The 23,283-nt window shown below is 72.5% G+C and carries 23 protein-coding genes and 1 pseudogene; 9 read left to right on the top strand and 15 right to left on the bottom strand.

The features are described 5' to 3' along the window. Positions 1–22: 22 nt before the first annotated feature. On the bottom strand, positions 23–259 hold the full coding sequence (locus ACH4RG_RS18465; RefSeq protein ID WP_018955330.1) for a DUF397 domain-containing protein: 237 nt from the start codon (positions 257–259) through the stop codon (positions 23–25). Continuing rightward, complete coding sequence (locus ACH4RG_RS18460; RefSeq protein ID WP_397917445.1) at positions 259–1,119, bottom strand: helix-turn-helix domain-containing protein; 861 nt, start codon at positions 1,117–1,119, stop codon at positions 259–261. Before ACH4RG_RS18460 ends, ACH4RG_RS18465 begins: the two co-directional genes overlap by 1 nt. 207 nt (positions 1,120–1,326) lie before the next feature. Between ACH4RG_RS18460 and ACH4RG_RS18455 the strand changes: the two genes are divergently transcribed. Continuing rightward, positions 1,327–1,803, top strand: a complete 477-nt coding sequence (locus ACH4RG_RS18455) for an ATP-binding protein (RefSeq protein ID WP_397917444.1) — start codon at positions 1,327–1,329, stop codon at positions 1,801–1,803. Further along, positions 1,797–2,237 (top strand): hypothetical protein, encoded by a 441-nt coding sequence (locus ACH4RG_RS18450; protein ID WP_397917443.1) that lies wholly within the window; start codon positions 1,797–1,799, stop codon positions 2,235–2,237. Before ACH4RG_RS18455 ends, ACH4RG_RS18450 begins: the two co-directional genes overlap by 7 nt. A 92-nt stretch (positions 2,238–2,329) precedes the next feature. Here ACH4RG_RS18450 and ACH4RG_RS18445 read toward each other — a convergent pair whose 3' ends face one another. The 8 genes from ACH4RG_RS18445 to ACH4RG_RS18410 form a co-directional block, all read right to left on the bottom strand. Continuing rightward, positions 2,330–3,676 (bottom strand): 6-phospho-beta-glucosidase, encoded by a 1,347-nt coding sequence (locus ACH4RG_RS18445; protein WP_398539837.1) that lies wholly within the window; start codon positions 3,674–3,676, stop codon positions 2,330–2,332. Between the two features lie 133 nt (positions 3,677–3,809). Then, positions 3,810–5,405, bottom strand: a complete 1,596-nt coding sequence (locus ACH4RG_RS18440; RefSeq protein ID WP_397917441.1) for a cytochrome P450 — start codon at positions 5,403–5,405, stop codon at positions 3,810–3,812. A gap of 177 nt (positions 5,406–5,582) precedes the next feature. After that, positions 5,583–6,197 carry an ATP/GTP-binding protein gene (locus ACH4RG_RS18435; RefSeq protein WP_366391382.1) on the bottom strand — a complete coding sequence of 205 codons (615 nt, stop codon included), beginning with the start codon at positions 6,195–6,197 and terminating at the stop codon, positions 5,583–5,585. Continuing rightward, positions 6,178–6,549: a DUF742 domain-containing protein gene (locus tag ACH4RG_RS18430; protein WP_026290056.1), complete on the bottom strand. Its 372-nt coding sequence runs from the start codon at positions 6,547–6,549 to the stop codon at positions 6,178–6,180. The genes ACH4RG_RS18435 and ACH4RG_RS18430 overlap by 20 nt, the downstream gene beginning before the upstream one ends. Next, the gene (locus ACH4RG_RS18425; RefSeq protein WP_006128841.1) at positions 6,546–6,953 is read right to left on the bottom strand and encodes a roadblock/LC7 domain-containing protein; all 408 of its coding nucleotides are present in this window, start codon (positions 6,951–6,953) and stop codon (positions 6,546–6,548) included. The genes ACH4RG_RS18430 and ACH4RG_RS18425 overlap by 4 nt, the downstream gene beginning before the upstream one ends. Beyond that, the gene (locus tag ACH4RG_RS18420; protein ID WP_397917440.1) at positions 6,950–8,590 is read right to left on the bottom strand and encodes a sensor histidine kinase; all 1,641 of its coding nucleotides are present in this window, start codon (positions 8,588–8,590) and stop codon (positions 6,950–6,952) included. Before ACH4RG_RS18420 ends, ACH4RG_RS18425 begins: the two co-directional genes overlap by 4 nt. Before the next feature lie 462 nt (positions 8,591–9,052). Then, positions 9,053–9,559, bottom strand: a complete 507-nt coding sequence (locus ACH4RG_RS18415) for a MarR family winged helix-turn-helix transcriptional regulator (protein WP_398163202.1) — start codon at positions 9,557–9,559, stop codon at positions 9,053–9,055. Continuing rightward, complete coding sequence (locus ACH4RG_RS18410; RefSeq protein ID WP_398539836.1) at positions 9,556–11,271, bottom strand: FUSC family protein; 1,716 nt, start codon at positions 11,269–11,271, stop codon at positions 9,556–9,558. Before ACH4RG_RS18410 ends, ACH4RG_RS18415 begins: the two co-directional genes overlap by 4 nt. Positions 11,272–11,417: 146 nt before the next feature. Here ACH4RG_RS18410 and ACH4RG_RS18405 point away from each other — a divergent pair, with 146 nt between their 5' ends. The 4 genes from ACH4RG_RS18405 to ACH4RG_RS18390 all read left to right on the top strand — a co-directional run bounded on the left by ACH4RG_RS18405 (position 11,418) and on the right by ACH4RG_RS18390 (position 14,669). Further along, positions 11,418–11,849 carry a hypothetical protein gene (locus ACH4RG_RS18405; RefSeq protein WP_397917437.1) on the top strand — a complete coding sequence of 144 codons (432 nt, stop codon included), beginning with the start codon at positions 11,418–11,420 and terminating at the stop codon, positions 11,847–11,849. Between the two features lie 122 nt (positions 11,850–11,971). Then, complete coding sequence (locus ACH4RG_RS18400) at positions 11,972–12,622, top strand: DUF3105 domain-containing protein (RefSeq protein ID WP_398539835.1); 651 nt, start codon at positions 11,972–11,974, stop codon at positions 12,620–12,622. Further along, positions 12,619–13,278, top strand: coding sequence for a DUF305 domain-containing protein (locus tag ACH4RG_RS18395; RefSeq protein WP_397917435.1), 660 nt, complete (start codon positions 12,619–12,621; stop codon positions 13,276–13,278). Before ACH4RG_RS18400 ends, ACH4RG_RS18395 begins: the two co-directional genes overlap by 4 nt. 143 nt (positions 13,279–13,421) lie before the next feature. After that, entirely contained in the window at positions 13,422–14,669 is a 1,248-nt protein-coding gene (locus ACH4RG_RS18390) for an ROK family protein (protein WP_397927108.1), read from the top strand. Between the two features lie 64 nt (positions 14,670–14,733). Here the strand turns inward: ACH4RG_RS18390 and xylA are convergent, their stop codons facing one another. After that, entirely contained in the window at positions 14,734–15,900 is a 1,167-nt protein-coding gene (xylA, locus tag ACH4RG_RS18385; RefSeq protein ID WP_397917433.1) for a xylose isomerase, read from the bottom strand. A gap of 221 nt (positions 15,901–16,121) precedes the next feature. On the opposite strand from xylA, the gene xylB reads away from it, so the two are divergent. Continuing rightward, on the top strand, positions 16,122–17,606 hold the full coding sequence (gene xylB / locus ACH4RG_RS18380; protein ID WP_397917431.1) for a xylulokinase: 1,485 nt from the start codon (positions 16,122–16,124) through the stop codon (positions 17,604–17,606). Here the strand turns inward: xylB and ACH4RG_RS18375 are convergent. Both ACH4RG_RS18375 and abc-f read right to left on the bottom strand, forming a co-directional pair. Continuing rightward, on the bottom strand, positions 17,593–18,768 hold the full coding sequence (locus tag ACH4RG_RS18375) for a macrolide family glycosyltransferase (protein ID WP_398540025.1): 1,176 nt from the start codon (positions 18,766–18,768) through the stop codon (positions 17,593–17,595). The genes xylB and ACH4RG_RS18375 overlap by 14 nt on opposite strands. A gap of 63 nt (positions 18,769–18,831) precedes the next feature. Continuing rightward, on the bottom strand, positions 18,832–20,451 hold the full coding sequence (gene abc-f, locus ACH4RG_RS18370; protein ID WP_398539834.1) for a ribosomal protection-like ABC-F family protein: 1,620 nt from the start codon (positions 20,449–20,451) through the stop codon (positions 18,832–18,834). Between the two features lie 153 nt (positions 20,452–20,604). Here abc-f and ACH4RG_RS18365 point away from each other — a divergent pair, with 153 nt between their 5' ends. Beyond that, positions 20,605–21,267 (top strand): TetR/AcrR family transcriptional regulator, encoded by a 663-nt coding sequence (locus ACH4RG_RS18365; RefSeq protein ID WP_397927105.1) that lies wholly within the window; start codon positions 20,605–20,607, stop codon positions 21,265–21,267. 94 nt (positions 21,268–21,361) lie between these two features. Here ACH4RG_RS18365 and ACH4RG_RS18360 read toward each other — a convergent pair whose 3' ends face one another. Continuing rightward, positions 21,362–21,991: a class I SAM-dependent methyltransferase gene (locus ACH4RG_RS18360; RefSeq protein WP_018961050.1), complete on the bottom strand. Its 630-nt coding sequence runs from the start codon at positions 21,989–21,991 to the stop codon at positions 21,362–21,364. A gap of 36 nt (positions 21,992–22,027) precedes the next feature. Between ACH4RG_RS18360 and ACH4RG_RS18355 the strand changes: the two are divergent. Continuing rightward, a pseudogene (locus tag ACH4RG_RS18355) lies at positions 22,028–22,727 on the top strand (IS5 family transposase). A 114-nt stretch (positions 22,728–22,841) separates the two neighbouring features. Here the strand turns inward: ACH4RG_RS18355 and ACH4RG_RS18350 are convergent. Continuing rightward, positions 22,842–23,159, bottom strand: coding sequence for a hypothetical protein (locus ACH4RG_RS18350; protein ID WP_397917426.1), 318 nt, complete (start codon positions 23,157–23,159; stop codon positions 22,842–22,844). Between the last annotated feature and the right edge of the window lie 124 nt (positions 23,160–23,283).

Raw genomic sequence — 23,283 nt, 5'->3', positions numbered from 1 at the left:
GTACAGAGAGGTGGGGACGGTCTCAGGTGAGCAGGAAGTCGGCCTGGCCTGCCTTGGCTCCCTGGATGAACGCGGCGATCTCGCCGTTGGAGTAGATGAGCGCGGGGCCGTCCGGGTCGGCGGACTGGCGTACGGCGACCCGCCCGTCGGCGAGCTTCATGGCCTCGACGCAGTTGCCGCCGTTCCCGCCGCTCCACGGCTTGTACCAGCCTTCGGAGCCGAGGTCACCGGCGGGCATGCCGTTGTATATGTGGTTCATCACAGCTCCTTGCGGAAGTCCCGGAGGATTTCCTTCGTGCGTTGTGCAGTCGCGGCCTGAGCCGCCATGCGGTCCATGACTTCGAGATAGGAGGCCACCTCGGGTCGGGCGTCGAAGTAGACGGCTCCGGTCAGGTACTCGCTGTAGACCATGTCGGGGAGTTCGGGGACGGCGAACCGGAAGAGGACGAACGGTCCGTAGGTTCCCGGGTGGTGGCCGGTGGCGAACTCCGCTATCTGGAGCGTGACGTGGGGAAGCTCCGTGGCTTCGAGCAGTTTGTCGATCTGCCCGCGCATCGCCTGCGCACTGCCGACGGGTCGCCGCAGGACGGTCTCGTCCATGATCGCCCACAGTCGGGGGGCGTCCTCCTTGGCCAGCAGGGACTGGCGCTCCATCCGTAGCGCCACATGGCGCTCGATGTCCTCGGGCCGGGTCTGGCCGACCGCTCCGGTCCGCATCACGGAACGTGCGTAGTCCTCGGTCTGGAGGAGTCCGGGCACGAAGTGCGGCTCGTACGTGCGCAGCAGGCTCGCCGCGCCCTCCAGGCTGACGTACATGCTGAACCAGTCGGGCAGGACGTCGTGGAAACGCTGCCACCAGCCCGGCTTGTTCGCCTCCTCGGCCAGGTCGACGAAGGCGTCGGCCTCCTGGTCGGCGATGCCGTACGCCTTCAGCAGCAGCTGGACATAGGGGATCTTCAGCCCGACCTCGGCCGTTTCCATTCTGCGTATCGTCGCCGGGGCGACCCTGAGCACCTTCGCCGCCTGGTCGCGGGTCAGGCCGACCCGCTCGCGCAGATCTTGCAGGCGCTTGCCGAGAACGACCTGGCCCACGGTCGGGGCGGACCGCGGTTCGCTCACTTCAGACCTCCCCATGCGCTGTTTTGCGAGCAGTGTGCCATGCGTGCGCCCCCAACGACACAGTCACTCTGAAAATTTCAGAGTGCCTCTTGCCAAGTGTCATCGTCAGGGGGAGAGTTGACTCCCGAACCAGTTCGCTCAGTCACGCCCGCCCCCGATCACCCGGGGAACGAAGCGTGACGCAGCCCCCACTGTGAGGAATCGGTCGTGGCACCTGGCAGTGCGCTCATCCCCCGGCTCATGGACCTCAGTCCCGGGACGGAGGCGCTCCGTTACTGCTTCGCGCTGCCGGCGCACCCCGAGTCGGTGGCCGGTGCGCGCGAGCTGACGCGAGCCCGGACGGACGCCTGGAAGCTGGGCCGTGACACCGGTGACGCGGCTGTCCTCATCGTCTCCGAGCTGGTGACCAACGCCGTCGTGCACACCGCGAGCACCCGGGTGGTGTGCGAGCTGAGCCGACGCGGCAGACGACTGCGGATAGCCGTGCAGGACCAGGGGCACCAGCCCGACGGTCCGCGCCTGCGCCGTTCGTCCGACGACGAGCACGGCCGCGGTCTGCTCCTGGTCGACGCGATGAGCAGCGCCTGGGGCTCGCACGACGCCCAGGACGCCTCCGGACGCATCGTCTGGGCGGAGCTGGCGGCCGACGCGGAGCAGCCGTCCGGCACGGAGCGGCCATGCTGAAGAACGCGCTGGCCAGGCTGCGCTCGGCACACCGGGCCCGGACGCCCGAGCAGGCCCGTGGCGGCGGCCGGGTGCGGCTGGTTCTGCCGGCCTCGATGTCGACCACCCTGGGATGTGACGCGGTCGGGGTGCCCGCCCGGCACGGCTACCGCCTCATGTCCCATCTGCCGCGCACCGGATGCGTCTTCGCCGACGCGGACCGCTGGTGGTGGATCGTCCCGGCCGGCTCCGACCTGGATCTCGACTGGCCCGAGCAGGTGACGTACGCGCGTGACGCGGACGTGCCCGGCGGGCGGCCCCGGCTGATCCACTCTCCGGAGGGCCTCACTCCGTACACCCCGCCCATTCCGCTCTTCCTGATGGTCTGCCAGGTCACCGGGGTGACGCCGAGCTGGGCCACGGCCGGCAGGCCGAGCGTCGTGTCAGCGCCGTAGTCCTCCTGGCGACCGGGCGGCGGGGCCCGCGTCGGAACGAGCCGGGCCCGGTCAGGTCGGGCCCGTCCCGTTCCGACGCGGGCCCCGCGGCGTCAGGGCCGGTCGAGGTACGCGAGCCCCGGGTGGACCTCGGCGTACCGGTCGAGCAGCCGCCGGGCCACTGCCACGGAGTCGACCAGCGGGTGCAGCGCGAACGCCTGGACGGCCGCCGCGCGGGACCCGCTCTCCGCCGCCTCCAGCACCGCCCGCTCCACGGCCTTCACGGCGGTGACGAGGCCGACCGCGTGGTTCGGGAGGGGGGAGACGGCCACCGGATGGGCCCCGTTGGCGTCGACGAGGCAGGGCACCTCGACGACGGCGTCCGCGTCCAGGACCGAGAGGGCGCCGCGGTTACGGACGTTGAGGATCAACGAGGTGCGTTCGTTGCGGGCGACGGCCCGCATCAGGGCGAGCGCGACCCGTTCGTAGCCGCCGGACTCCAGGTCGCCCTCCTCCCGCTCCCCCGCCCCGGCGACCTCGCGGTTCTCCGCCATGTACGTCGCCTCGCGTTCGGCGCGGGTGCGGTCCCAGGTGGCCAGGGCGGGGGTGCCGGGCTCCCGCATGCGGGCGTAGAAGCCCTCCTGCTCGTCCCGGAGGAAGGCGCCCCGGGTCTGTTCGGCCTCCTGGTACGCGCGTACGGCTTCCCGGTTGAAGTAGTAGTAGTGCAGGTACTCGTTGGGGATCGCGCCCAGCGACCGGAGAAGGTCCGCGCCGAAGAGACGGCCCTCCTCGAAGGACACCAGCAGCTTCGGGTCGGCGAGCAGCCGGGGCAGTTCGTCCCGCCCGTCCACGTACAGCCCTCGGACCCACCCGAGGTGGTTGAGCCCGGCGTAGTCGATCCAGGCCCGGTCCGGGTCGGCGCCCAGGACGCGGGCGGCGCGCCGCCCGAGACCGACCGGCGAGTCACAGATCCCGATGACCCGGTCTCCCAGGTACCGGGCCATGGCCTCGGTGACGAGCCCCGCCGGGTTGGTGAAGTTGATGACCCAGGCGTGCGGGGCGAGGCGGGCGATGCGGCGGGCGAGGTCGAGGGCGACGGGGACGGTGCGCAGCCCGTACGCGATGCCGCCGGCGCCGACGGTCTCCTGGCCGAGGACCCCTTCGTCGAGGGCCACCCGTTCGTCGGCGGCGCGTCCGGCCAGCCCGCCGACCCGGATGGCGGAGAAGACGAAGTCGGCGCCGCGCAGCGCCTCGTCGAGCTCCGTGGTGGCGACGACGGCGGGGGCGTCCGCGATACCCCGCCCCTGTTCCTCCAGCACGCGGGCGACGGCGGTGAGCCGGTCGGCGTCGGTGTCGTACAGCGTGACCCCGGAGACGCGGCCCTCGGCGTGATCACCGAGGAGGGCCCCGTACACGAGAGGCACCCGGAATCCGCCACCGCCAAGAATTGTCAGCTTCACGCTGCTCGATGGTACGGGCAGGTCCGGGCTCACCGGCGCTGCCCGCGCCCATGGCCGCCGAGCGCGACGCGGCGGCCCCGGGCCCGTGGGCGTGATCCGGGGCCGCCGCGGCCGGGCGGGGTGGGACGGCGTGTCAGTAGCCGCTCCACCAGCGGACGACGGCCTGCCAGAGCCGGGCGGGGGCGGCCGGCCTGCGCTGCTGCGGGATCGTCGCCACCGGAGCCGGCTCGGGGGAAGGGGCCGGTTCGGTCACGAGGGGTGCGGCCGGGGCGGGAGCGGGAGCGGGAGTGGTGCCCGGGGCGTGGGCGGGTGTGGCGCCCGGGGCGTGGGCGGGCTGCGCCACGGTCGCCTCGTGCCGGGGCTCGGGGACCTGCCTGGCCGGGGAGGAGATCTCCCAGGCGTCGGCCGGGCGGGCGGCGCGGGCCATCACCGAGAGCGGGTCGGCGTCCAGCTTCTGCTGCGGACTGGGGGCGAACCTCACCGGCAGTTCGACCAGGTGACGGGACATGATGTTGCCGACCCAGCGCAACTCGCTCTCCCCGACACCGAGCTCCAGGTCCGGCAGGCGCATCAGGAGGGCGTCGACCCCGACGTCGGCGATGGCCCGGCCGATGTCCTGTCCCGGGCACTCGTGGGGGCCGCCGCTGAAGGCGAGGTGGGCGCGGTTGCCGCTCATGTCGGCGGTCAGGTCCGGGCGGACGGTGGGGTCGGTGTTGGCCGGGGCGATCCCGACGAGCAGGGCGTCGCCCGCCTTGATCTGCTGGCCGCCCAGCTCCGTGTCACCGACCGCCCAGCGGCCGAACACGGCGGTGAACGGCGGCTCGTCCCACAGGGTCTGCTCGACCGCCTCGGGGACGGTCATGTGCCCGCCGCTGAGCCGGGCGCGGAAACGCGGGTCGATGAGGACCATGCGCAGCACGTTGGCGATGAGGTTGGCGGTGGACTCGTAGGCGGCGATCATGACGAGGCGCAGGTGCTCGATGACCTCGGTGTCGGTCATCGACGCGGGGTGCTCGACGAGCCAGGACGCCAGGTCCGGCGCGGATTCGGCGCGGCGGCGCTCGACCAGGCGCGTCAGCACGGACACGACGTGGGCGTTGCTGGCCACGGCGGTCTCGGTGCCGCGCGTCATGTCCCGGGCCGCCTGGACGAGGCGCTCGTCGTACTCCTCCGGCATGCCGAAGATCGCGCACACCACCATCATCGGCAGATGCTCCGCGAACTGGCTGACCAGGTCGGCGGTGCCCTTCTCGCAGAAGTCGTTGACGAGGCGGTTACTGAAGCGGTTGATGTGCCGTCGCACCCCACGGGTGTCGATGCGCTCCATGCTGTCGGTGACCGCGCCGCGCTGCCGTTCGTGCTTGGCGCCGTCGGCGAACACGCAGACGGGCTGCCAGGTGAAGATCGGGGCGAGCGGGTGGTCCGGGGCGACGCTGCCGTCCTGGAGGGCCCGCCAGCGCCGCGAGTCCCGGGAGAACTGGGAGGGCGTACGGGTGACGTGGAGGTTCTCGCTGTGGCCGAGGACGAGCCAGGCGGGAACGTCGCCGTGGAGCAGGATCGGGGCGACCGTGCCGTGTTCGGCGCGGAGTTTGTCGTAGAGGCCCGCCGGGTTGTTCTCCGCCTCGGGGCCGTAGAGCCGGCGCAGGCCGCCGGGGCCGATGTCGAGGTTGTGGGCCGGGCACTGGGGCGGGGGCACGGCGCCGGGTTCGTGGTGGAAGGGGCTTGTCACAGGGGCTCCAGGGATCAGGATTCCAGGGCTGGTGCGCAGATGGGCGGGACGGGTCGCCGGTTCGCGGCCCGGCCGGAGCGGGCCGGGGGCGGGCGCCGCGGGATTGGCGCGCGCCCCCGGTCGTGGATCCGGGCGTGGATCCGGGCGGACCGGTTCTGTCCCGAAGGAGGTTCGGTGTCAGGCGAGGGGGACGGCCAGGCTGTGCAGATAGCGCATCAGGGTCATCAGCACGTCGCGGCTGGAGACCCGCAGCCGGGCGTCGCAGTCGATCATCGGGACCTCGTCCGGCAGGTCGAGGGCTCGGCGCAGGGCCTCGACCGGGTGGTGCGGCGCGTCGGGGAAGGTGTTCACGGCCACCACGAAGGGCACGCCGCGCTCCTCCAGCCGGCCGATGACGTCGAAGCTGACTTCCAGCCGTCTCGTGTCGATGAGGACGACCGCGCCGAGGGCGCCCTCGAAGAGGCCGTTCCAGAGGAACCAGAAGCGTTCCTGGCCGGGGGTGCCGAACAGGTAGAGGATCAGTTCCTCGCTGAGGCTGATCCGTCCGAAGTCCATGGCGACCGTGGTGGCGGTCTTCGTCTCCACCCCGGCGTTGTCGTCCACGCCGACGCCGGCCTGGGTCATGGTCTCTTCGGTCGTCAGCGGCCGGATCTCGCTCACCGAGCCGACCATGGTCGTCTTGCCGACGCCGAACCCGCCGACGATCACGACCTTCACCGCGGCGGTCGCCGTGGTGGGAAGGACGTCCTCGCTGCGGGGTCCGGTGATCGTGTCAGAGCTTCTGAAGTCCATGCATCACCGCTTCGAGGAGGGACCTGTCGGGGAGCGTGGCACGGACGATCGGCGCACGCGACTGGATGAGATCGGTCGCGAGGAGATCGCTCAGGAGCGAGGTGACCACGCTGAACGGCAGGCTGAGGTAGGCCGAGATCTCGGCGACGGACAACGGCGCCTGGCAGAGCCGCAGGATGGCCGCCTGCTCGGGCTGGAAGGTCGGCGAGGGCTCCGCCTTCGCGACGACCATCGTGACCAGGTCGAGCGCGGACCGTTCGCTGTCGTCGAGATCGCCGGTGATCACGTACAGCCGTTCCGGATCGTGCAGGTCCGGGTCGGCCTTGCGGCGTTCTCGTCGAGGACCACTCATCCGGACTGCCCGCCGTGGCGGGGCGGGCTGGTCAGGTGGGCTCCGATCCGCACGACCATGTCCCGCATCCGGGCCCCGACGAGTCCGGCGTCGACGGTCTCGCCGGCCAGCACCGCGAGATAGGCGCCGGTCCCGGCCGCCATCAGGTAGAAGAACCCGCCCGTCACCTCGATGACCACGAGCTTCATGAGGCCGTCGCTGTACGGGATCTCGGTGGCCACGGCGGCGGCCAGGCTCTGGAGTCCGGCGCAGGCCGCCGCGAGCCGGTCGGCGACGTCGGGGTCGCCGCCGTGCATCGCGATGCGCAGACCGTCCGACGAGAGCACCACGATCTGGTGAATGCTCGGAACGTCGTCGGCCAGTTCCTTGAGCATCCAGTCCATGTTTCCCCGCTGCTGGATCACTTCAGGTCTCCCTTGTCCCACACGTCATCGGAGTCTTCGCCGTGCTTTCGTTCCTGCGGTACGCCGTTGACAGCCTTGGTGAAGGCCTCCAGCCAGAGGCCGGGGGGCTTCTCCTCGCCGCGTCCGTCGTCCGCGCCCTGGTCCGCGCCGGGGTGGAACCCGTTGGCGGGGGCGGGTGGCGGTGGGGGCTGCTGCGGGAGGTTGTGCGAGCCGAGCGGGGCGCGGCCCCGGCTGCGGCGCTGCGGCAGCCCGTTCTCGGTCCACTCGGTGACCACGGGAAGGTCGTCCTCCATGGCAGCCGCGGGAGGGGCCTGGTGCGACGTGGCCGCAGGGGCTCCGGTGGAGACCGGTGCGGCCACGGAGGGCACGGGGCCGGTGGCGGCGGGCTTGGACTTGCGCTTGCCGGGCGGCGGCACCACGTGCTGGAGCTGTGACATGTCCAGGGAGCTGGTGGGCCGCGAGGTGGCGCCGATGCCGTGGGCGATGCCCGGGGCGGGACCGGTGGTGATCATGTCCCGCGGCACGATGAGAACGGCGCGGACGCCGCCGTAGGCCGACTGACGCAGCGACACCTGGAGCTGGTACATCCGGGAGAGCCTGCCGACGACGGCCATGCCGAGGCGCGGGGACTCCCCGAGGTCGTTCATGTTGATGCCGGCCTGCGCCTGGGCGAGCATGTTCTCGGCGCGGGCGCGGGCCTCCTCGCTGAGGCTGACGCCGCCGTCCTCGATCTCGATGGCGATACCGGTCTGCACCTCGACCGCGGTGACGTGCACCCGGGTCTGGGGCGGCGAGTAGCGGGTCGCGTTGTCGAGGAGTTCGGCGCAGGCGTGGATGAGCGGTTCGACCGAGGTGCCGACGATGGCCACCTTGGCGATCGAGTGCAGATCGACGCGCTGGTACTCCAGGATGCGGGACATCGCGCCGCGCAACACGCTGAACAGCGGTACGGGCTTGGGCCACTGGCGGCTCGGGCGGGCGCCGCCCAGCACGGCGATGGAGTCGGCGAGGCGGCCGATCAGCGCGGTGCCGTGGTCGATGCGCAGCAGGTCGTCGAAGACCTCGGGGTTGCGCCCGTAGTGGTTCTCCATCTCCCGCAGTTCGCTGGCCTGGCGGTTCACGATCGCCTGGACGCGGCGGGCGACGCTGACGAAGGCGCGCTGAGCGGAGTCACGCCGCGCCTCCTCGTTGTCGATGACTTCGAGGACCTGGTAGACCTGCTCGCGCAGCGCCTTGGGCAGATGCCGGTTGGCCGCGTCCGCGTCGACGATGTCGCGCATCACTTCTTCGGGCGAATTGCCCACGCGCAGCCGCCGGATGGCGGCGGGCATGACTTCCTTGGTGAGCCGTACCGTCTCGGCGTCGTGCGAGTGGATGCGGTGTTCCAGGTAGGCGATGCGCTGTTCGTACTCCGCGCGCTGGACGCGCATGGCGCGTCGGCGGCGGTGCAGCGCCACGGTGAGTACGGCGACCACGAGCGTGGCGATCGCGCCGCACACGGCGACTGCTATCCGCGCGGCCGGTGCGACCACGGCCGAGCCGGCGGCGGTGGCGCCGAGGAGCAGGGCCACAGGCAGCAGGACTACGCGGACGACGGGAACTTCTCTGTCGGTCGGCGGTGATTCAACACGGACCATCTAAAACCCTCTGGCGGTTGATTCCGGGATGTATGCGCACGCGAGCGGAGACTCAGGAACAAGTGCTCGAATTCATCTCAACTCGACTTCACTGCGCGTGAGCTTAGCCAGATCAGAACAGTGCTTCGGCATATTCACCCAACCCCCTGCGGAAGCTCTCCGAGAGGAATACACTCGCCAGTTTTTGCACGCTGCGCTGCGGAGCGCATGCGGTGCGTAATTGTGGCCGAAATTGCCCCCTTGGGGGCCTCCGGGTGGCGAAGGCCTACGGATTCAATACCGGGTAAAGCTGTTCTTTTAGGGCAAATCGCCCTCACTTGAGCAGCTTTCATCGGGCAGAACAGGACAACGACACAGGTGATCGAACCGGATCGAAAGGTGCAGATTCCTGACCGACGAGCGAGTGACGCGCGAAATCGCCGCGCTGACGCGGCCGCGAAGACCCAGGGCCGGACCGCCGGTTCAGCGCCGGGATCCGCCGAGCCGCCCTTCCAACTGGACGAGCAACTCGCCCAGCCTGGAGGCGAGTTCGTCGTGCGCGCCGCCGTCGAGACCGGCGAGTACCGCGCGTTCGTAGGCGAGCTGTTCGGGCAGGATCCGGTCGACCAGGGCCCGGCCCTCTTCGGTGAGCCGGACATGGGCGACCCTCCGGTCGCGGGTGTCGCCCCGGCGCTCGACCAGGGCGCGGTCCTGGAGGGCGCGCAGCCGCTTGGTGACGGCCGCTCCGGAGGAGAAGGTCTCGCGGGCCAGTTCGCCGGGGGTGAGCTCCCGGTCCGTCCTGCGTACGGCGCCGAGGAGGTCGAATTCGGCGCGGGTCAGTCCGGCGGAACGCAAGGGGGCGTCCTCCGCCTGCTGGAGCAGGGCGGCACAGCGGTTGATCCGGCCGATGATCTCCATCGGTCCGGTGTCGAGCCCGGGGTTGACGGCCTGCCACTGCCGGACCACCGAGGCAACGATGTCGTCGGTCACTCCGCTCCGATCGAAGGGGCGTGGGCCGCGGGAGGCGTACCGCCCCCGGGCCCCCGCCGTTGTGCTGTCGCGGCGAGCGTACGGTGTCCGGCCCGCTCGGCCGCGAGAAGGCGCTGCTCGGGCAGGGCGCGCTGCCACCATTCGCCCGCGGCCGTGTCGCCGGCCTCGCGCAGCTCGACGAGGCTCGCGGTGAGCGTCCGGCGCGCCCGGTCCCGTGTCGCGGGCGCCGCCCCGGGGTCGGCTCCGGCCCGTTCGGCGTCGGCGCGGGCCCGGTCAAGGGCGTCGAGCGCCCGCTCGACGCGCCCCGCCGCCCGCCGGTTGGTGACCAGCGTCGCGGCCAGAAAGCCAACGCCCGCTCCGAGGACGGTGTCCAGGACCCGGTCGCCGATGAGCTCCCCGGCCGGATGGGCGCCGCCGAACTCCAGGATCAGCAGGGCCATCGGGGTCACCGCGACGGAGCCGAGCCAGTAGTTGCGGGTGATGAGGGCCTCGGCGGCGAAGCCGAAGAAGAGGCAGCAGCAGACGAGGGCGAGCGGGCTGATCCGGGACACGGGCAGGGCGGCGGCGAAGACGAGCACGCCCAGGAGGTTGCCGAGGGTGCGCTGGAGGGCCCGGTTCCACGAGAGGGTGATGTTGGCCTGGTAGAGGGAGGCGGCGGTGACGATCGCCCAGTAGGGGCGTCCGACGCCGAGCGCGGCGCAGAGGTATCCGGCGAGCGCGCAGCCCGCCAGGGTGCGGACGGCGACCGGCAGCAGCGGCGACCCCGGGCCGAGGCGGCGGAGCAGGGCGCGTCGGGCAGCCCGGCGTCCCTCGGGGGCCCGCCCGGCGGCGCGCTCCGCGTCGATCCCGTACAGCTCGTCGGCGGTTCCGGGGGCCGGCGGCGGGGTGGGCACCGGGCCCCGGGCCCGGGTCAGGGCGGCCCAGGCGCGCAGCCGGTCCGCGTCCACGTTCCCACCCCCGGGGCGCGGGGCCGCGAAGGCCGCCTCGGCGTGCACCACCAGGCGTTCCAGCGACCGGCGTACGAGGGTGGGGCGGCCGGAGGCGAGCAGGCACTGCCAGGCGGCGTGCACGGCGGCGGCCGCCGCGTCGCGGGTACGGGGGCCGGGGTCGGCGGCACGCGCGGCCGCGGCCTCCAGGGCCCGGGCGACGGCCCGGCGTTCGGGCCCCTCGCGACGGACCAGGGCAGGGGCGACGGCGACCAGCCAGGCGAACGCGCCCGCGCCGAGGGTCAGGGCGAGGTGGCCGGGGATCTGCTCCGGGCGCTGCGGTGCGAAGAGGGCGGCTGAGCTGACGAAGGTGAAGATCACATGGCCGGGCGGTCCGATCCGGGTGGCGTCGCACAGCGCCTTCTGGGCGGCGGCGAGCAGCGCCCCGACCGCGATGAGCACGGCGGTCGATCCGGTGAGCGACGCGGTGACCAGGGAGACGGCGAGCGAGGCCGCCATGCCGAGCACCACGCCCGCGACGGCCCCGGCCCGCCGGGCGTACGGCAGGCCGTGACCGTAGAGCGCGCACAGCGAACCGGCCATGGTGTACATCACGAGGTCGAGCCGGCCGATGGCCAGGAGCGTCAGCTGGGGGGCGGCGGAGGCGACGACCACGCTGAGGGCGGGCTTGAACCAGGTGTCCGACGGCCGCGAGAGCCGGAGGGCCGAGGTCAGCGGGAGGGCCCGGAGGGAGGGCCGCCCCGAACAGGCAGATGTATCGGTCACTCAAAAACGTTAACAGGTATTACACCGGTAAATCACTAGTGCGCCATCGGGGCTCTGTTCGAGCGGCGGCGACTCGGGCACACTGTCCCGCGGACAGCGCGACCCATATTCTTTGAATCTTCATGCACCCACTACGATGACGGGCGATGACCAGGGTGAGCACGCGGACGGACCGGCAGCGGTACCGCTCCCGCACGCCCCTCGCCCTGGGCTGGGTGTTCTTCCTCCTGGCCATGCTCTTCTGCTGCTCGGTCACCGCCTCGTCAGCCGGCGCCCCGGTGGCCTCGGGCGCTGCCGGGGCGAGTGCCGTCCGCGCTTTCACCCCGACGCCCGACGCCACCTTCGAGCCGGTCGTCCTGGCCTCTCCCGCGGACCGCGGCCTCGGGACGTCGTGCCACGGGGGCTCGACACACACGGCGGCCGTCGTGCTTCCGGCGTCCTCCGCCCCCGTCACCGTTACCTCGCCCGTGACCTTCGTCCCCGCCACCCCGCTCACCGGTGCGGCGGCCATCCGGGGTCCCGCGCACGACGGTGTGCGTTCCGTCGATCAACTACGCCTTCAGGTCCAGCGGATCTAGAGGCCGGGTCCGCTCTCCCGCCGCGCCCCGGCGCAGGTCACCGGGAGCGGTTCTTCGCCTGCCCCGCACCCCTTCCCCTTCATGCATCGCCTGTATGCATCGTTGAACGACGAGGACTCCCCATGGCTTCCGCCAAGAACCAGAACAACCCGGCCTCAGCGCGTCGCGCCAAGCTCGAGGAGGCGCGCCGCAAGGAGCGCGCCCGCGAGCGGCGGGTCCGCGTCATCACCATCAGCGCGTCGGTGGCCGTGGTCGCCGCCCTGGTCGCCGGGGGCGGCTATCTGATGTCGCAGGCGAACGAGAAGGACAAGAAGGAGGAGCAGGCCAAGACCTCGCCGGTCACCGGCGAGCGCAGCTGGGACGACCTGGGACGGGAGCACGTGACGGCCAAGGTCGACTACCCGATGAACCCGCCCGTCGGCGGCGACCACAACCAGGTCTGGATGAACTGCAACGCCGACGTCTACACCGACGAGATACCGAAGGAGAACGCCGTGCACTCGCTGGAGCACGGTGCGGTCTGGGTCACGTACAACGACAAGGCCCCGGACTCCGACGTCGAGGCGCTGACCAAGAAGGTCAAGTCGACTCCGTACTCCCTGATGAGCCCGGTCAAGGACCAGAAGGACCCGATCATGCTCAGCGCGTGGGGCAAGCAGGTGACGGTCAAGAACGCCACCGACGACCGGGTCGCGCAGTTCTTCACCAAGTACGTGCAGGGCCCGCAGACCCCTGAGCCGGGGGCCGCCTGCACCGGCGGGCTGGACAAGTGACGGCGCTGACGCCTTCCGGCTCCATGCGTCGGATGGTCCTCGCGGGGGCCGCCGTGCTGCTCCTGGCGCTGGGGCTGGTGGCGCTGATGGTCGTACGCCCCTCCGCGGCCTCCCCGTCCGGGGCGTCCTCGGCGGCGCGGTCCGCCCCGGCGGAGGACTCCGTGGACGCGGGCTTCGCCCGGGACATGGCCATCCACCACCAGCAGGCGGTCGAGATGTCGTTCATCGTGCGGGACCGCACCGACGACGAGGACGTGCGGCGTCTCGCGTACGACATCATCAACACCCAGGCCAACCAGCGCGGCATGATGCTGGGCTGGCTGGAGCTGTGGGGGCTGCCCAAGAGCGCGGCCGGGCCGCCGATGGAGTGGATGGGACACACCCTCACACCGACCGACGACGGGTCGTTGATGCCGGGCATGGCCACCGACGCGGAGCTGGCGGCCCTCACGGCTGCGAAGGGCGAGAAGGCCGAGGTGCTGTTCCTGCGGCTGATGACCGTGCACCACATCGCCGGTGCGGACATGGCGCAGGCGGCCGCCGGTGCGGCGAAGACGGACGCCATCCGGGATCTGGCGGCGGGCATGGTCAGCGGCCAGCAGTCGGAGATCGGCCTGATGGCGAACATGCTGAAGGACCGGGGCGCCAAGCCCTGAGCCGAGCGCGATCGGAGGGGGCGGTTCGGGCCGGACGGCCGGAACGGCCCCCTCTTCCGTGACACCTCCCCCTCCGCTTCCGCGATACCGCCCGTTCCCGCACCCCCGCCAGGAGCCTCGCATCGCATAGGCTCGGCGACGATATGAAGAGCATCCTCACTCCGCTGGGGCCCAAGGCCGACAAGGACACCGTGCGGCGGCACAATCTGAGCCTGGTGCTCCGCGCCGTACGGGACGAGGGCGAGCGGGGCGAGGCGACCCGGGCCGGAGTGGCCGCTCGGGTCGGGCTGACCCGGGCCGCGGTGTCCTCGCTCGTCGAGCAGCTGATGGACAGCGGGTTCCTCACCGAGTCGGGCAAGACGTTCAGCGGGCAGGCAGGCCGCCCCGGCACCGCGCTCAAGGTGGCCAGGACCGGCCCGGCCGGGCTCGGCGTGGAGATCAACATCGATTACGTCTCGGTGTGCGTGGTCGACCTGGCGGGCACCGGCAGGGTCCGGCAGACCGAGCACCTCGACAACCGGGGCGCGCCCGCCGAGGAGGCCCTGGCCCGGGCGGCCCGGATCGCCGCGCGGACCCTGGAGTCGGCGTACGAGCAGGAGTTGCGCCCGGTGGGCGCGGCGCTGGCCCTGCCCGGTCTCGTCTCCGGCGGGTCGGTACGGCAGGCCCCGAACCTCGGCTGGAACGAGATCCCGGCGCAGGAGCTGTTCGCCGAGGCGCTGGCCGCGCTGCGCCCCGGCCACCCGGCGCTGCCGGCCGTCTCGGAGAACGAGGCCAATCTCGCGGCACTGGCCGAGCTGTGGTTCGGCGGACTGGGAGATGTGCGGAGCTTCCTCTATCTGACCGGGGAGATCGGGGTCGGCGGCGCACTCGTCCTGGGCGGCGAGCTGCTGCGCGGTGCGCACGGTTTCGCCGGGGAGATCGGGCATGTCGTGGTGGATCCGGCGGGGCCGGAGTGCCGGTGCGGTTCGCGGGGGTGTCTGGAGCAGTACGCCGGCCAGGCGGCGCTGCTGCGAGCGGCCGGGATCGAGGGCCCGGGCGGCGCTTCCGGGGTGCTGGAGCTGGAGCGGCGCGCGGGCGCCGGGGACCCGCGGGCGGTGGCCGCGGTCGGTGAGGCGGGCCGGATGCTGGGCCGGGTTCTGTCGGGCGCGGTGAACCTGATCGACCCGGACGCGGTGGTGCTCGGCGGGATATACCGGGGGCTGATGCCGTGGCTGGCGCCGCCCGCCGACGAGGAGCTGACCGGCCGGGTGGTGTCGGGGCTCTGGTCCCCGGGCAGCGGCCGGCTCCGGGCGTCGTCGGTGGCGGGCGACGCGGCGCGGGGCGCGGCGGCGCTCGTGGTGCAGGACGTGCTGGACGACCCGGTCGCGTACGCGGAGCCGTCCGGCGGCTGAGCCGGGCCCGGACGGCCCCGGCTCGGCCGGTGGGCCGGGCCGGCGCGGGCCGGGCCGGTGCGGGTCAGCGCACGGAGAGCAGGTGGTCCATGGCGAGCTGGTCCAGTGCCTCGAAGGCCATGCCCCGTTCCGCGGCGGCGTCCACGTCGAAGTCCTCGTACGCGCCGCGGTCGGCGAGCAGGCCGGCCAGTCCCTCGCCGGCGGTGGGGCGCGCCAGTTCGTCCAGGCGGGACGCGCGCAGGGCCGCCCGTACCTCGGGGTCGGCGCGGAAGGCTGCGGCCCGCTCCTTGAGGATGAGGTAGTTGCGCATGCAGCCCGCGGCGGAGGCCCAGACCCCGTCGTAGTCCTCGGTGCGCGGGGGCTTGAAGTCGAAGTGGCGGGGGCCTTCGTAGCCGCTCTCCAGCAGGTCGACGAGCCAGAACGCCTGGCGCAGATCGCCCGCGCCGAAGCGCAGGTCCTGGTCGTACTTGATGCCGGACTGGCCGTTGAGGTCGATATGGAAGAGCTTGTCCGCCCACATGGCCTGGGCGATGCCGTGCGGGAAGTTGAGCCCGGCCATCTGTTCGTGTCCGGTCTCCGGGTTGACGCCGACCAGTTCGGGGCGCTCCAGGCGCTCGATGAAGGCCAGGGCGTGGCCGATGGTGGGCAGCAGGATGTCGCCGCGCGGCTCGTTCGGCTTGGGCTCGATGGCGAAGCGGAGGTCGTAACCCTGCTCGACGACGTACTCGCCGAGCAGGTCGAAGGCCTCCTTCATCCGGTGGAGGGCGAGGCGGACGTCCTTCGCCCCGCCGGACTCGGCCCCCTCGCGGCCGCCCCACGCCACGAAGGTCGTCGCGCCCAGCTCGACGGCGAGGTCGATGTTGCGCAGGGTCTTGCGGAGTGCGTAGCGGCGTACGCCACGGTCGTTGGCGGTGAATCCGCCGTCCTTGAAGACGGGGTGGGTGAAGAGGTTCGTCGTCACCATGGGCACGACGAGCCCGCTGTCGTCGACCGCCGTACGGAAGCGCTTGACGATCCGGTCGCGCTCGGCCTCCGGCGCCCCGAAGGGGATCAGGTCGTCGTCGTGGAAGGTCACCCCCCAGGCGCCCAGCTCCGCGAGCCGCCGCACCGACTCCACGGGGTCGATGGCCGCGCGGGTGGCGTCGCCGAAGGGGTCCCGGCCCTGCCAGCCCACGGTCCACAGGCCGAAGCTGAACTTGTCCTCGGGGGTGGGGGTGAAGCGTTCCGTCATCGTCGTCCGACCGCCTTCGCCTGCCGTCGGGACGCCCGGCCACCAGCCCGGCACCCCTATTTGTTCAGTGTCATGACTAATCAAGCACACCACCCCTCGACCAGGGAACCCCCCTGCCGGGCGAAGCCGACCCGCACCCCCTGTGCAGGGCGGCGGCCATCCCGTAATTTGTTCGTGTCCCAGCCAAATGAACAGGCCGTCCCGTGCGAAAGAGGCTCCCCATGCCGTCACCCGCCGTCGTCATCGGCGTGGACAGCTCGACCCAGTCCACCAAGGCCGCCTTCATCGACGCGGCGACCGGCGCGCGGCTCGCCGTGGGGCGCGCCCCGCACGTGGTCACCGGCGAGGCCGGGGCCCGGGAGAGCGATCCGGAGATCTGGTGGCGGGCCCTGTGCGAGGCGGTGGCCGCCGGGCTGAAGGAGTCCGGCCTCCCCGCCCGCGCGGTCACCGGCATCGCGGTCGCCGGGCAGCAGCACGGGCTCGTCGTCCTGGACGGGGCGGGCCGGCCGCTCCGCCCCGCGCTGCTGTGGAACGACACCCGCTCCGCGCCGCAGGCCGCCGCGCTCACCGACGCGTTCGGCGGACCCGGGGCCTGGACGGAACGGACGGGGTCCGTGCCGGTCGCCTCGATCACCGCGTCCAAGTGGCAGTGGTTGCGCGAGACGGACCCCGCGAGCGCCGCGAACGCGGCGGCGGTCCGGCTCCCCCACGACTTCCTGACCGAACGCCTCGCGGGCGTCGCCGCCACCGACCCCGGGGACGCCTCGGGCAGCGGCTGGTACTCCACCGCCACCGGCGCCTACGACCCCGACCTGCTGGAGCTGCTCGGCCTGGACGCGGCGCTGCTCCCGGAGGTCGCCCCCACCGGGGCGACCCGGATCGGCTCGCTCACCGAGGCGGCGGCGCGAGCGCTCGGGCTGCCCGCGGGCGTCGCGGTGGCGGCCGGCACCGGCGACAACATGAGCGCCGCCGTGGGCCTCGGGCTGGGTGGCGACGGGCTGCTGGACCACCCGGCCCTCAGCCTGGGCACCTCCGGCACGGTGTTCGCCGCTTCCCGCACCCGGCCCGCGTCGACCGCGCTGAACGGGTTCGCCGCCGCCGACGGCACGTACCTCCCGCTGGCCTGCACCCTGAACTGCACGCTCGCCGTGGACAAGGTGGCCGCCCTGCTCGGCCTGGACCGCGAGGACGCGACGCCCGGCGGCCACGCCGTCCTGCTCCCCTACCTCGACGGCGAACGGACCCCCGACCTGCCGACCGCCTCCGGGCTGCTGACCGGGTTGCGCCACGAGACCACCCGGCAGCAACTACTGGGCGCCGCCTACGAGGGCGCGGCCGTCACCGTGCTGCGGGCCATGGACGGACTCCTGTCGGCGTGCGGTCTCGACCCGCACGCACCCGAGGTCGCCGCCCGCCCGCTGCGCCTGATCGGCGGCGGGGCGCAGGGGCGGACGTGGGTGGAGACGGTGCGCCGGCTCTCCGGCCGGCCGCTCGTCATCCCGGGCAGCGGGGAGCTGGTCGCCCTCGGCGCGGCGGCGCTCGCCGCCTCGGCGGCGGGCGGCGGCGACCCGGTGGCGCTGGCGACGGCCTGGCAACGGTCCGGGACGGATCATCAGCTGTCGCCGGTGAAAAGGGACATGGAGACCTGGGAGCGCGTCACCTCGGTCCTGGAGCGGGCCTCCGAGCCCCTGCTCACCGGCCCCTGACGCCCCCTGGCGACCGGCCCACCAGCTCCTCGATGAGACCGACGGCGCGAGGCGTGCCGCCCTCGCTCCGGGCGGCCGCGCGCAACCGCGCGGACCGGCGGGCGGTTTCCGGATCGGTGACCAGGTCGTTCAGGGCCGCCCGCAGGGTCTCGGCCGTGGCATCCGGGGTGTCGATGCGGCGGGCGACGCCCAGCTCCACCAGGCGGTCCGCGTTCATGAACTGTTCGGCGCCCTGCGGTACGGCGACCATCGGGACGCCCGCGAGGAGTCCGTCGCCGCAGCCGCCCATGCCGGCGTGGGTGACGAAGGCGTCCGCCTGTTCCAGGATCGCCCGCTGCGGGACCCACGGGTGCACTTCGACGTTGGGCGGGATGCCGCCGAGCTCGCCTGGGTCGGTGTGCCTGCCGATCTGGAGCACGACGTGCCAGCCGGGCAGGTCTCCGTACGCCGCGAGACACTGGCGGTAGAACTCCGGCCGGTGCGTGTACGCCGAGCCGAGGGAGATCAGCAGGACGTTCTCCGCGCCCTCCGGCCGAGTCCACCGGCCGGTGTCGGCCCGGGCGTCGAAACAGGGCCCGACGAAGGTCACCCGGCCGGTGTCGACTCTGTCGGCGCTGGGCTGCATGGCCTCGGGGATGAGCGCGAGGGCCCGTGAGGGAGGGCCGGAGAAGGCGTCCACGTCGAGGGTGGCCGCCCCGCAGCCGGCGAGCCAGCGCCCGAATCTCTCCCGGTGCGCGGGGGTGCCGGGCAGCCCCCGCAGGTGTGCCGCGACCTCTTCGTCGTACCCCTCCCAGGCCACGAACGACGGGGACAGTTGCACGAGGGGCCGTCCCTGTGATTCGGCGAGGGCGCGGGCGGCGTAGGCGCCGATGTCGTACAGGTACAGGTCCGCCGGGTCGTGGTCGTAGGCGGCGTGCAGTTGGGGCAGTGCCTGCATCGCCTCGTCCAGGAAGAGGTTCATCGCGGCGACGGGGTCGGTCGGCCAGGTGTTGTCGGCGACCGGCAACAGGGAGGTACAGGGCACGAGTTCGGCCCCGGTGGCCTCGATCCGGTCCGCCACGAACGGGTCGTTGGCGTAGGTGACCCGGTGGCCGCGGGCCACCAGCTCACGGACGATGCCGAGGCCGGGCAGGACGTGGCTGACGATCGGGATGCCGATCATCGCGATGTGGGAGCGGCGTGGGGACAAGGATGATCACTCGCTTCGGGTAGGGGGTGCGGGGCCTCAGCCCCTGAGCGCGGGCACCCGGGCGGCCCGCAGCGCAAGCCGGGCGCCCCGCCAGCGGCTCCGGAGCAGCCGGTCGTGGCTGACGAGCACGACCGTGCCGGCGAAACCGGCCAGGGCGGTCTCCAACTCCTCGGCGAGGGCGGGAGAGAGGTGGTTGGTGGGCTCGTCGAGCAGCAGGACGTCGGCGGGCATGCTGACCAGCCGCGCCAGCGCGAGCCGCTGCCGCTGACCGGTGGAGAGCCGTGCGACGGGCACCGTCAGCCGGGTACGGTCGAACAGCCCGAGGGCCAGAAGCCGTTCGGCGTGCTCGTCCGCCTCCCCGGTGAGCCCCCGGGCGTAGGCGGCCAGCAGCGTCTCGGGTGCCGAACCGGGTGCCGGGTCCTGGGGGAGGTAGCCGACCCGGCCGCGTCTGACGACGTGGCCCCGGTCGGGGGTCAGGTCTCCGGCGAGGACGCGCAGCAGGGTGGTCTTGCCCGCGCCGTTGTCGCCCGTGATCAGCAGGTGCTCGCCCGCCCGGACCGTCAGGTCGATCGGGTCGAGCCTGCCCGCGACGGAGACTCCGGCGGCGTCGAGCACGGTGCCGGACAGCTGTCCGGCGCGCAGTACGGGCGAGAAGCTCAACGGGTCCGGCGGGGCCGCCACCGGGTCGGCCAGCAGGCGGTTCAGCCGTTCCTGGGCATTGCGGACCCGGCCGGCCAGGGACTGCTGCACCCGGGCTCCGGCCTGGTTGTAGGAGAGTTTGTCGCCGTCCTTCATCGGCCGCCCCGGGGCCACCCTGCGGGCGGTGACGGCGGCCGATTCGCGCGTCCGGTCGACCTCCTGGCGCCAGCGGTCGTGGTGCCGGACCCAGCGCTGTCGTGCCGCCGCCTTCTCCGCGAGGTAGCCGGCGTAGCCATCGCCGTACCGGACGACGCCGTGCCGGTCCCCGTCCACCTCCAGGAGGCTCGTGGCGGTGTGTTCGAGGAAGCGGCGGTCGTGGGAGACGGTCACGGTGGTACCGCGGCGGCCGCGCAGGTGCTCCTCCAGCCAGGTGAGGGCTGACTCGTCCAGATGGTTGGTCGGCTCGTCGAGGAGCAGCACCTCCGGGGCGGCCGCCAGCACCGCGGCCAGGCGGAGCCGGGCCCGTTCGCCGCCGGAGAGGGCGCCCAGGGTCGCGGCGCGGTCCACCTGTCCCAGGCCGAGGCCGTGCAGGGCGCGCTCCAGCCGGGCGTCGGCTTCGTAGCCGCCGCGCAGCTCGAAGGCGGAGACGGCCTCGCCGTAGGCGTCGAGCGCCGACGTGTCGCCGTCGGTCATCGCCGCCTCCAGGCGGCGCATCCGCGCCTCGGTCGCCCGAAGGTCGCCCAGCGCGCGGTCGATGACCTGCTGGGCCGTCATATCGGCGGCCAGGGCCTCGTCCTGGGCGAGGTAGCCGACGCCACCGTCGGCTTGCAGGACGACGCGCCCCTCGTCGGGGCGGTCCCGCCCGGCGAGCAGCCGGAGCAGGGTGGTCTTGCCCGAGCCGTTCTCACCGACGATGCCGGTGCGCTCGCCCGGTGCGAGCGAGCAGCTCACCGAGTCGAGGACGGGCCTGCCGGCGAAGGCCTTGCTGACGGCGAGTGCGGTGATCTGTGCAGGCATACGGGCGACTCCGGAGCTGTCGTGGACGGAGCGGTGGCGGCGGACCGCGAGGCCGGGGGAAAGCTTCGGAAGAGCATCGACGACTCCACTAGTGCGACATATGTTGCTTTAAGATGGTGCCATGACGCACACCGCCGGGCAACCGGATTCCCGATGACCGAACCGGCGGGCGGCCCGCCGGAGCCTGCCCGCGCCGCCACGCCGCCGGGCCGCCGACCGGGTGGCCGCACCGCGCGCGTCCGCGCCCAGGTGCTCGACGCGGTGCGCGCCGAGCTCGGCGCGCACGGTTACGAGGGGCTGACGATGGAGGGCGTCGCGGCCCGCGCCGGCGTCCACCGGACCACGGTCTACCGGCGCTGGGAGGACGTCGGGGGCCTGCTCGCCGATGTCCTCGACGCGGCGGGCGAGGACGACTGGGCGCCCGCGGACACCGGCTCCCTGCGCGGCGACCTGACGGCCCTCAACGACGAGATCCAGGAGTCCCTGGTCGTGCGGCCGTCGATCCCCCAGGCACTGATGGCCGCCTCGTTCCGCTCGGCGCGGGCCGCCGACGCCCAGCGGCGGCTGTGGGAGGACCGGTACGCGCGCTGCGAGATCATCGTCGAGCGCGCCGTCGAACGCGGCGAACTCCCGTCGCACACCGACGCGCGGCGTCTGCTGATCGCCTCCACCGCACCGCTCTACCACCAGTTGGTACTCCTGCGGACCGCTCCCGATCCGCAGCTGCCCGCCCAGGCCGCGACCACGACGGTCCTGGCCGCCGCCGGCGGCGCGTTCGACCGTTCCACGCCGGGCGACGGGTCGAGCACGCCGTAGGACCTGTCTGACAATTCCCGTCGGACCAGCGAGCGTCCGTCGAGCTGGCAGCCCGGATATGCGCCGACATCTGGCGGGTATTGCCGGGCAGGACCTACGAGCGGCGGGCCAGCAGGTGCGCGTCGAGGAAACCCCGTTCAGAGGCCGGATCGTGGAGCAGCCGGGCGAAGGGATCGAGACCGGCATCGGCCAGCAGTTCGGCGAGGCTATCTGCCGGCCAGCTGTAGGCGGGCGCCACTTTGTGGTTGAAGCGAACCGGTTCTTGTCCGTCGGTCCCGAAGAAGGAGACCAGGAGCAGGCCATCCGGCGCCAGGACGCGTACCTGTTCGGAGAGTAGCTCCGGCAGCTCCCCCGGAGGGGTGTGGATCATCGAGTAGTGGGCCAGCACGCCGCCGAGCGCGCCGTCCTCGATCGGCAGGGATTCCATCCGCGCCTCTTGGAAGCGCAGCGCCGGATGGGCCTGCCGGGCGTGGACGACCATGCCGGGGGCAAGGTCGAGTCCGAAGGCGTCCAGGCCCAGTTCGTGCAGCATGGCTGTCAGATGTCCGGGCCCGCACCCGACGTCCGCTGCCCGCGGGTTGCCCGTCGCGCGCACCAGTTCGGCGAAGGTGCCGATCATGGCCCGGGAGAAAGGCTGTGTCTCCAGCCGGTTTGCGAACAGCGATGCGTACAGCTCGACGACACCGTCGTAGGCCGTCCTGGTGTCGTCCTGATGATTTGCCACGGGCAGGACTCTATAGCCGGTCTGATAATTGATCTTGTGGCGGGTCGAGGTGAGTTGACGGATGCGGCATTGGGGCGAATAGAGCCCCTGTTGCCGCAGGTGGACGGACGCGGCCGTCCGTGGCGTGATCACCGGCAGGTGGTCAACGGCGTGCTGTGGCGGCTGCGGACCGGGCCCCCTGGGCGCGACCTACCCGAATCCGGGCCGCTCGCAGGCGTGCCAGGCACTCGGTCGGTCTCGGGGCGGGTTGACCACCAAGGTCCATCTCGCCGTCGACGGCCGGGGGCTGCCGCTGTCGATTGTGCTCACACCCGGAAACGTCAACGACGCCACAGCGTTCGCCGATGTCCTCAATGGGGTCGCACTCCTCGGGCCGGCACGGGCCGTCCGCGCACGACACCGGACCGTGTGCTGGGTGATAAGGCGTATTCCAGCAGGGCCATCCGTCATCTGCTGAGGCGTCGGGGTATCGCTGCCACGATCCCCGAGCGCCGCGACCAGGTGGCCAACCGTCGGCGCCGGGGGCGCCGCGGTGGTCGGCCACCCGTCTTCGCCACGGAGATCTATCGCGACCGCAACGTGGTCGACCGATGCTTCGCTCGCCTCAAACAGTTCCGCGCGATCGCAACCAGGTTCGACAAGCTCGCGAACCGGTACCGCGCGGGAGTCGTCCTGGCCTCCCTGATCCTCTGGCTCCGCGAAGCGGCCAGGTGATCATTTGTCAGACAGGCCCTAGGTGTATTGAGTCGCAGCGTCGTTCCCACGGCTGATGGGTGGCTGGCCGCCAGGAGCACGCACCTGACGCCGCGCGGCCGCCCTGCGGGCAACGACGGGAATGGTCAGACAGACCCTAGGGAAGACCCACCAGGCCCCAGCCGCGGCGGGCGGCCGTCGTCGTCACTTCGCCCCATTCACGGAGCAGCGCGACGAAACCCTCGAAGGTGTCCGGGCGGCCCGCCCAGCCCTCGCACTCGGCGGCGAACGGCGCTCTCAACTCCTCCAGAAGCGGCTTCGTCCGCTCCCAGGCCCGGGCCTTGGCCGAGACCGCCTCCGGCGGGCAGGCCAGCAGGACGTGCCGGCGATCGGCGGAGTCGGTCGGAAAGAACGCCCCACCACCGGAAGAGGCCGGATCCGCGTCCCGGAGCAGACCGTTGAGAAAGGTGTCCATCGGCTCACGCACCGAAGCGTCGACGAGCAACCGGTATCCGCCCACGCGGCGCCAGCACGGGCATGCGGCGCATGAGCGCCGGTGGTGGTGAAGCCGTACACGGCGCACCACGCCGACGCCGGGC

This window comes from Streptomyces sp. NPDC021019 (assembly GCF_044333295.1).
In the GTDB taxonomy this organism is placed as follows: Bacteria; Actinomycetota; Actinomycetes; order Streptomycetales; family Streptomycetaceae; genus Streptomyces.
The sequence above is the reverse complement of the archived record's forward strand: the minus strand, read 5'-3'. Positions and strand labels throughout refer to the sequence as shown.

Coding starts and splice junctions, on each gene's coding strand:
- ACH4RG_RS18465 (WP_018955330.1), bottom strand. CDS start 259: ATGAACCACATATACAACGGCATGCCCGCCGGTGACCTCGGCTCCGAA.
- ACH4RG_RS18450 (WP_397917443.1), top strand. CDS start 1,797: ATGCTGAAGAACGCGCTGGCCAGGCTGCGCTCGGCACACCGGGCCCGG.
- ACH4RG_RS18435 (WP_366391382.1), bottom strand. CDS start 6,197: ATGGACTTCAGAAGCTCTGACACGATCACCGGACCCCGCAGCGAGGAC.
- ACH4RG_RS18430 (WP_026290056.1), bottom strand. CDS start 6,549: ATGAGTGGTCCTCGACGAGAACGCCGCAAGGCCGACCCGGACCTGCAC.
- ACH4RG_RS18420 (WP_397917440.1), bottom strand. CDS start 8,590: ATGGTCCGTGTTGAATCACCGCCGACCGACAGAGAAGTTCCCGTCGTC.
- ACH4RG_RS18405 (WP_397917437.1), top strand. CDS start 11,418: ATGACCAGGGTGAGCACGCGGACGGACCGGCAGCGGTACCGCTCCCGC.
- ACH4RG_RS18400 (WP_398539835.1), top strand. CDS start 11,972: ATGGCTTCCGCCAAGAACCAGAACAACCCGGCCTCAGCGCGTCGCGCC.
- ACH4RG_RS18390 (WP_397927108.1), top strand. CDS start 13,422: ATGAAGAGCATCCTCACTCCGCTGGGGCCCAAGGCCGACAAGGACACC.
- xylA (WP_397917433.1), bottom strand. CDS start 15,900: ATGACGGAACGCTTCACCCCCACCCCCGAGGACAAGTTCAGCTTCGGC.
- xylB (WP_397917431.1), top strand. CDS start 16,122: ATGCCGTCACCCGCCGTCGTCATCGGCGTGGACAGCTCGACCCAGTCC.
- ACH4RG_RS18375 (WP_398540025.1), bottom strand. CDS start 18,768: ATGATCGGCATCCCGATCGTCAGCCACGTCCTGCCCGGCCTCGGCATC.
- abc-f (WP_398539834.1), bottom strand. CDS start 20,451: ATGCCTGCACAGATCACCGCACTCGCCGTCAGCAAGGCCTTCGCCGGC.
- ACH4RG_RS18365 (WP_397927105.1), top strand. CDS start 20,605: ATGACCGAACCGGCGGGCGGCCCGCCGGAGCCTGCCCGCGCCGCCACG.
- ACH4RG_RS18350 (WP_397917426.1), bottom strand. CDS start 23,159: ATGGACACCTTTCTCAACGGTCTGCTCCGGGACGCGGATCCGGCCTCT.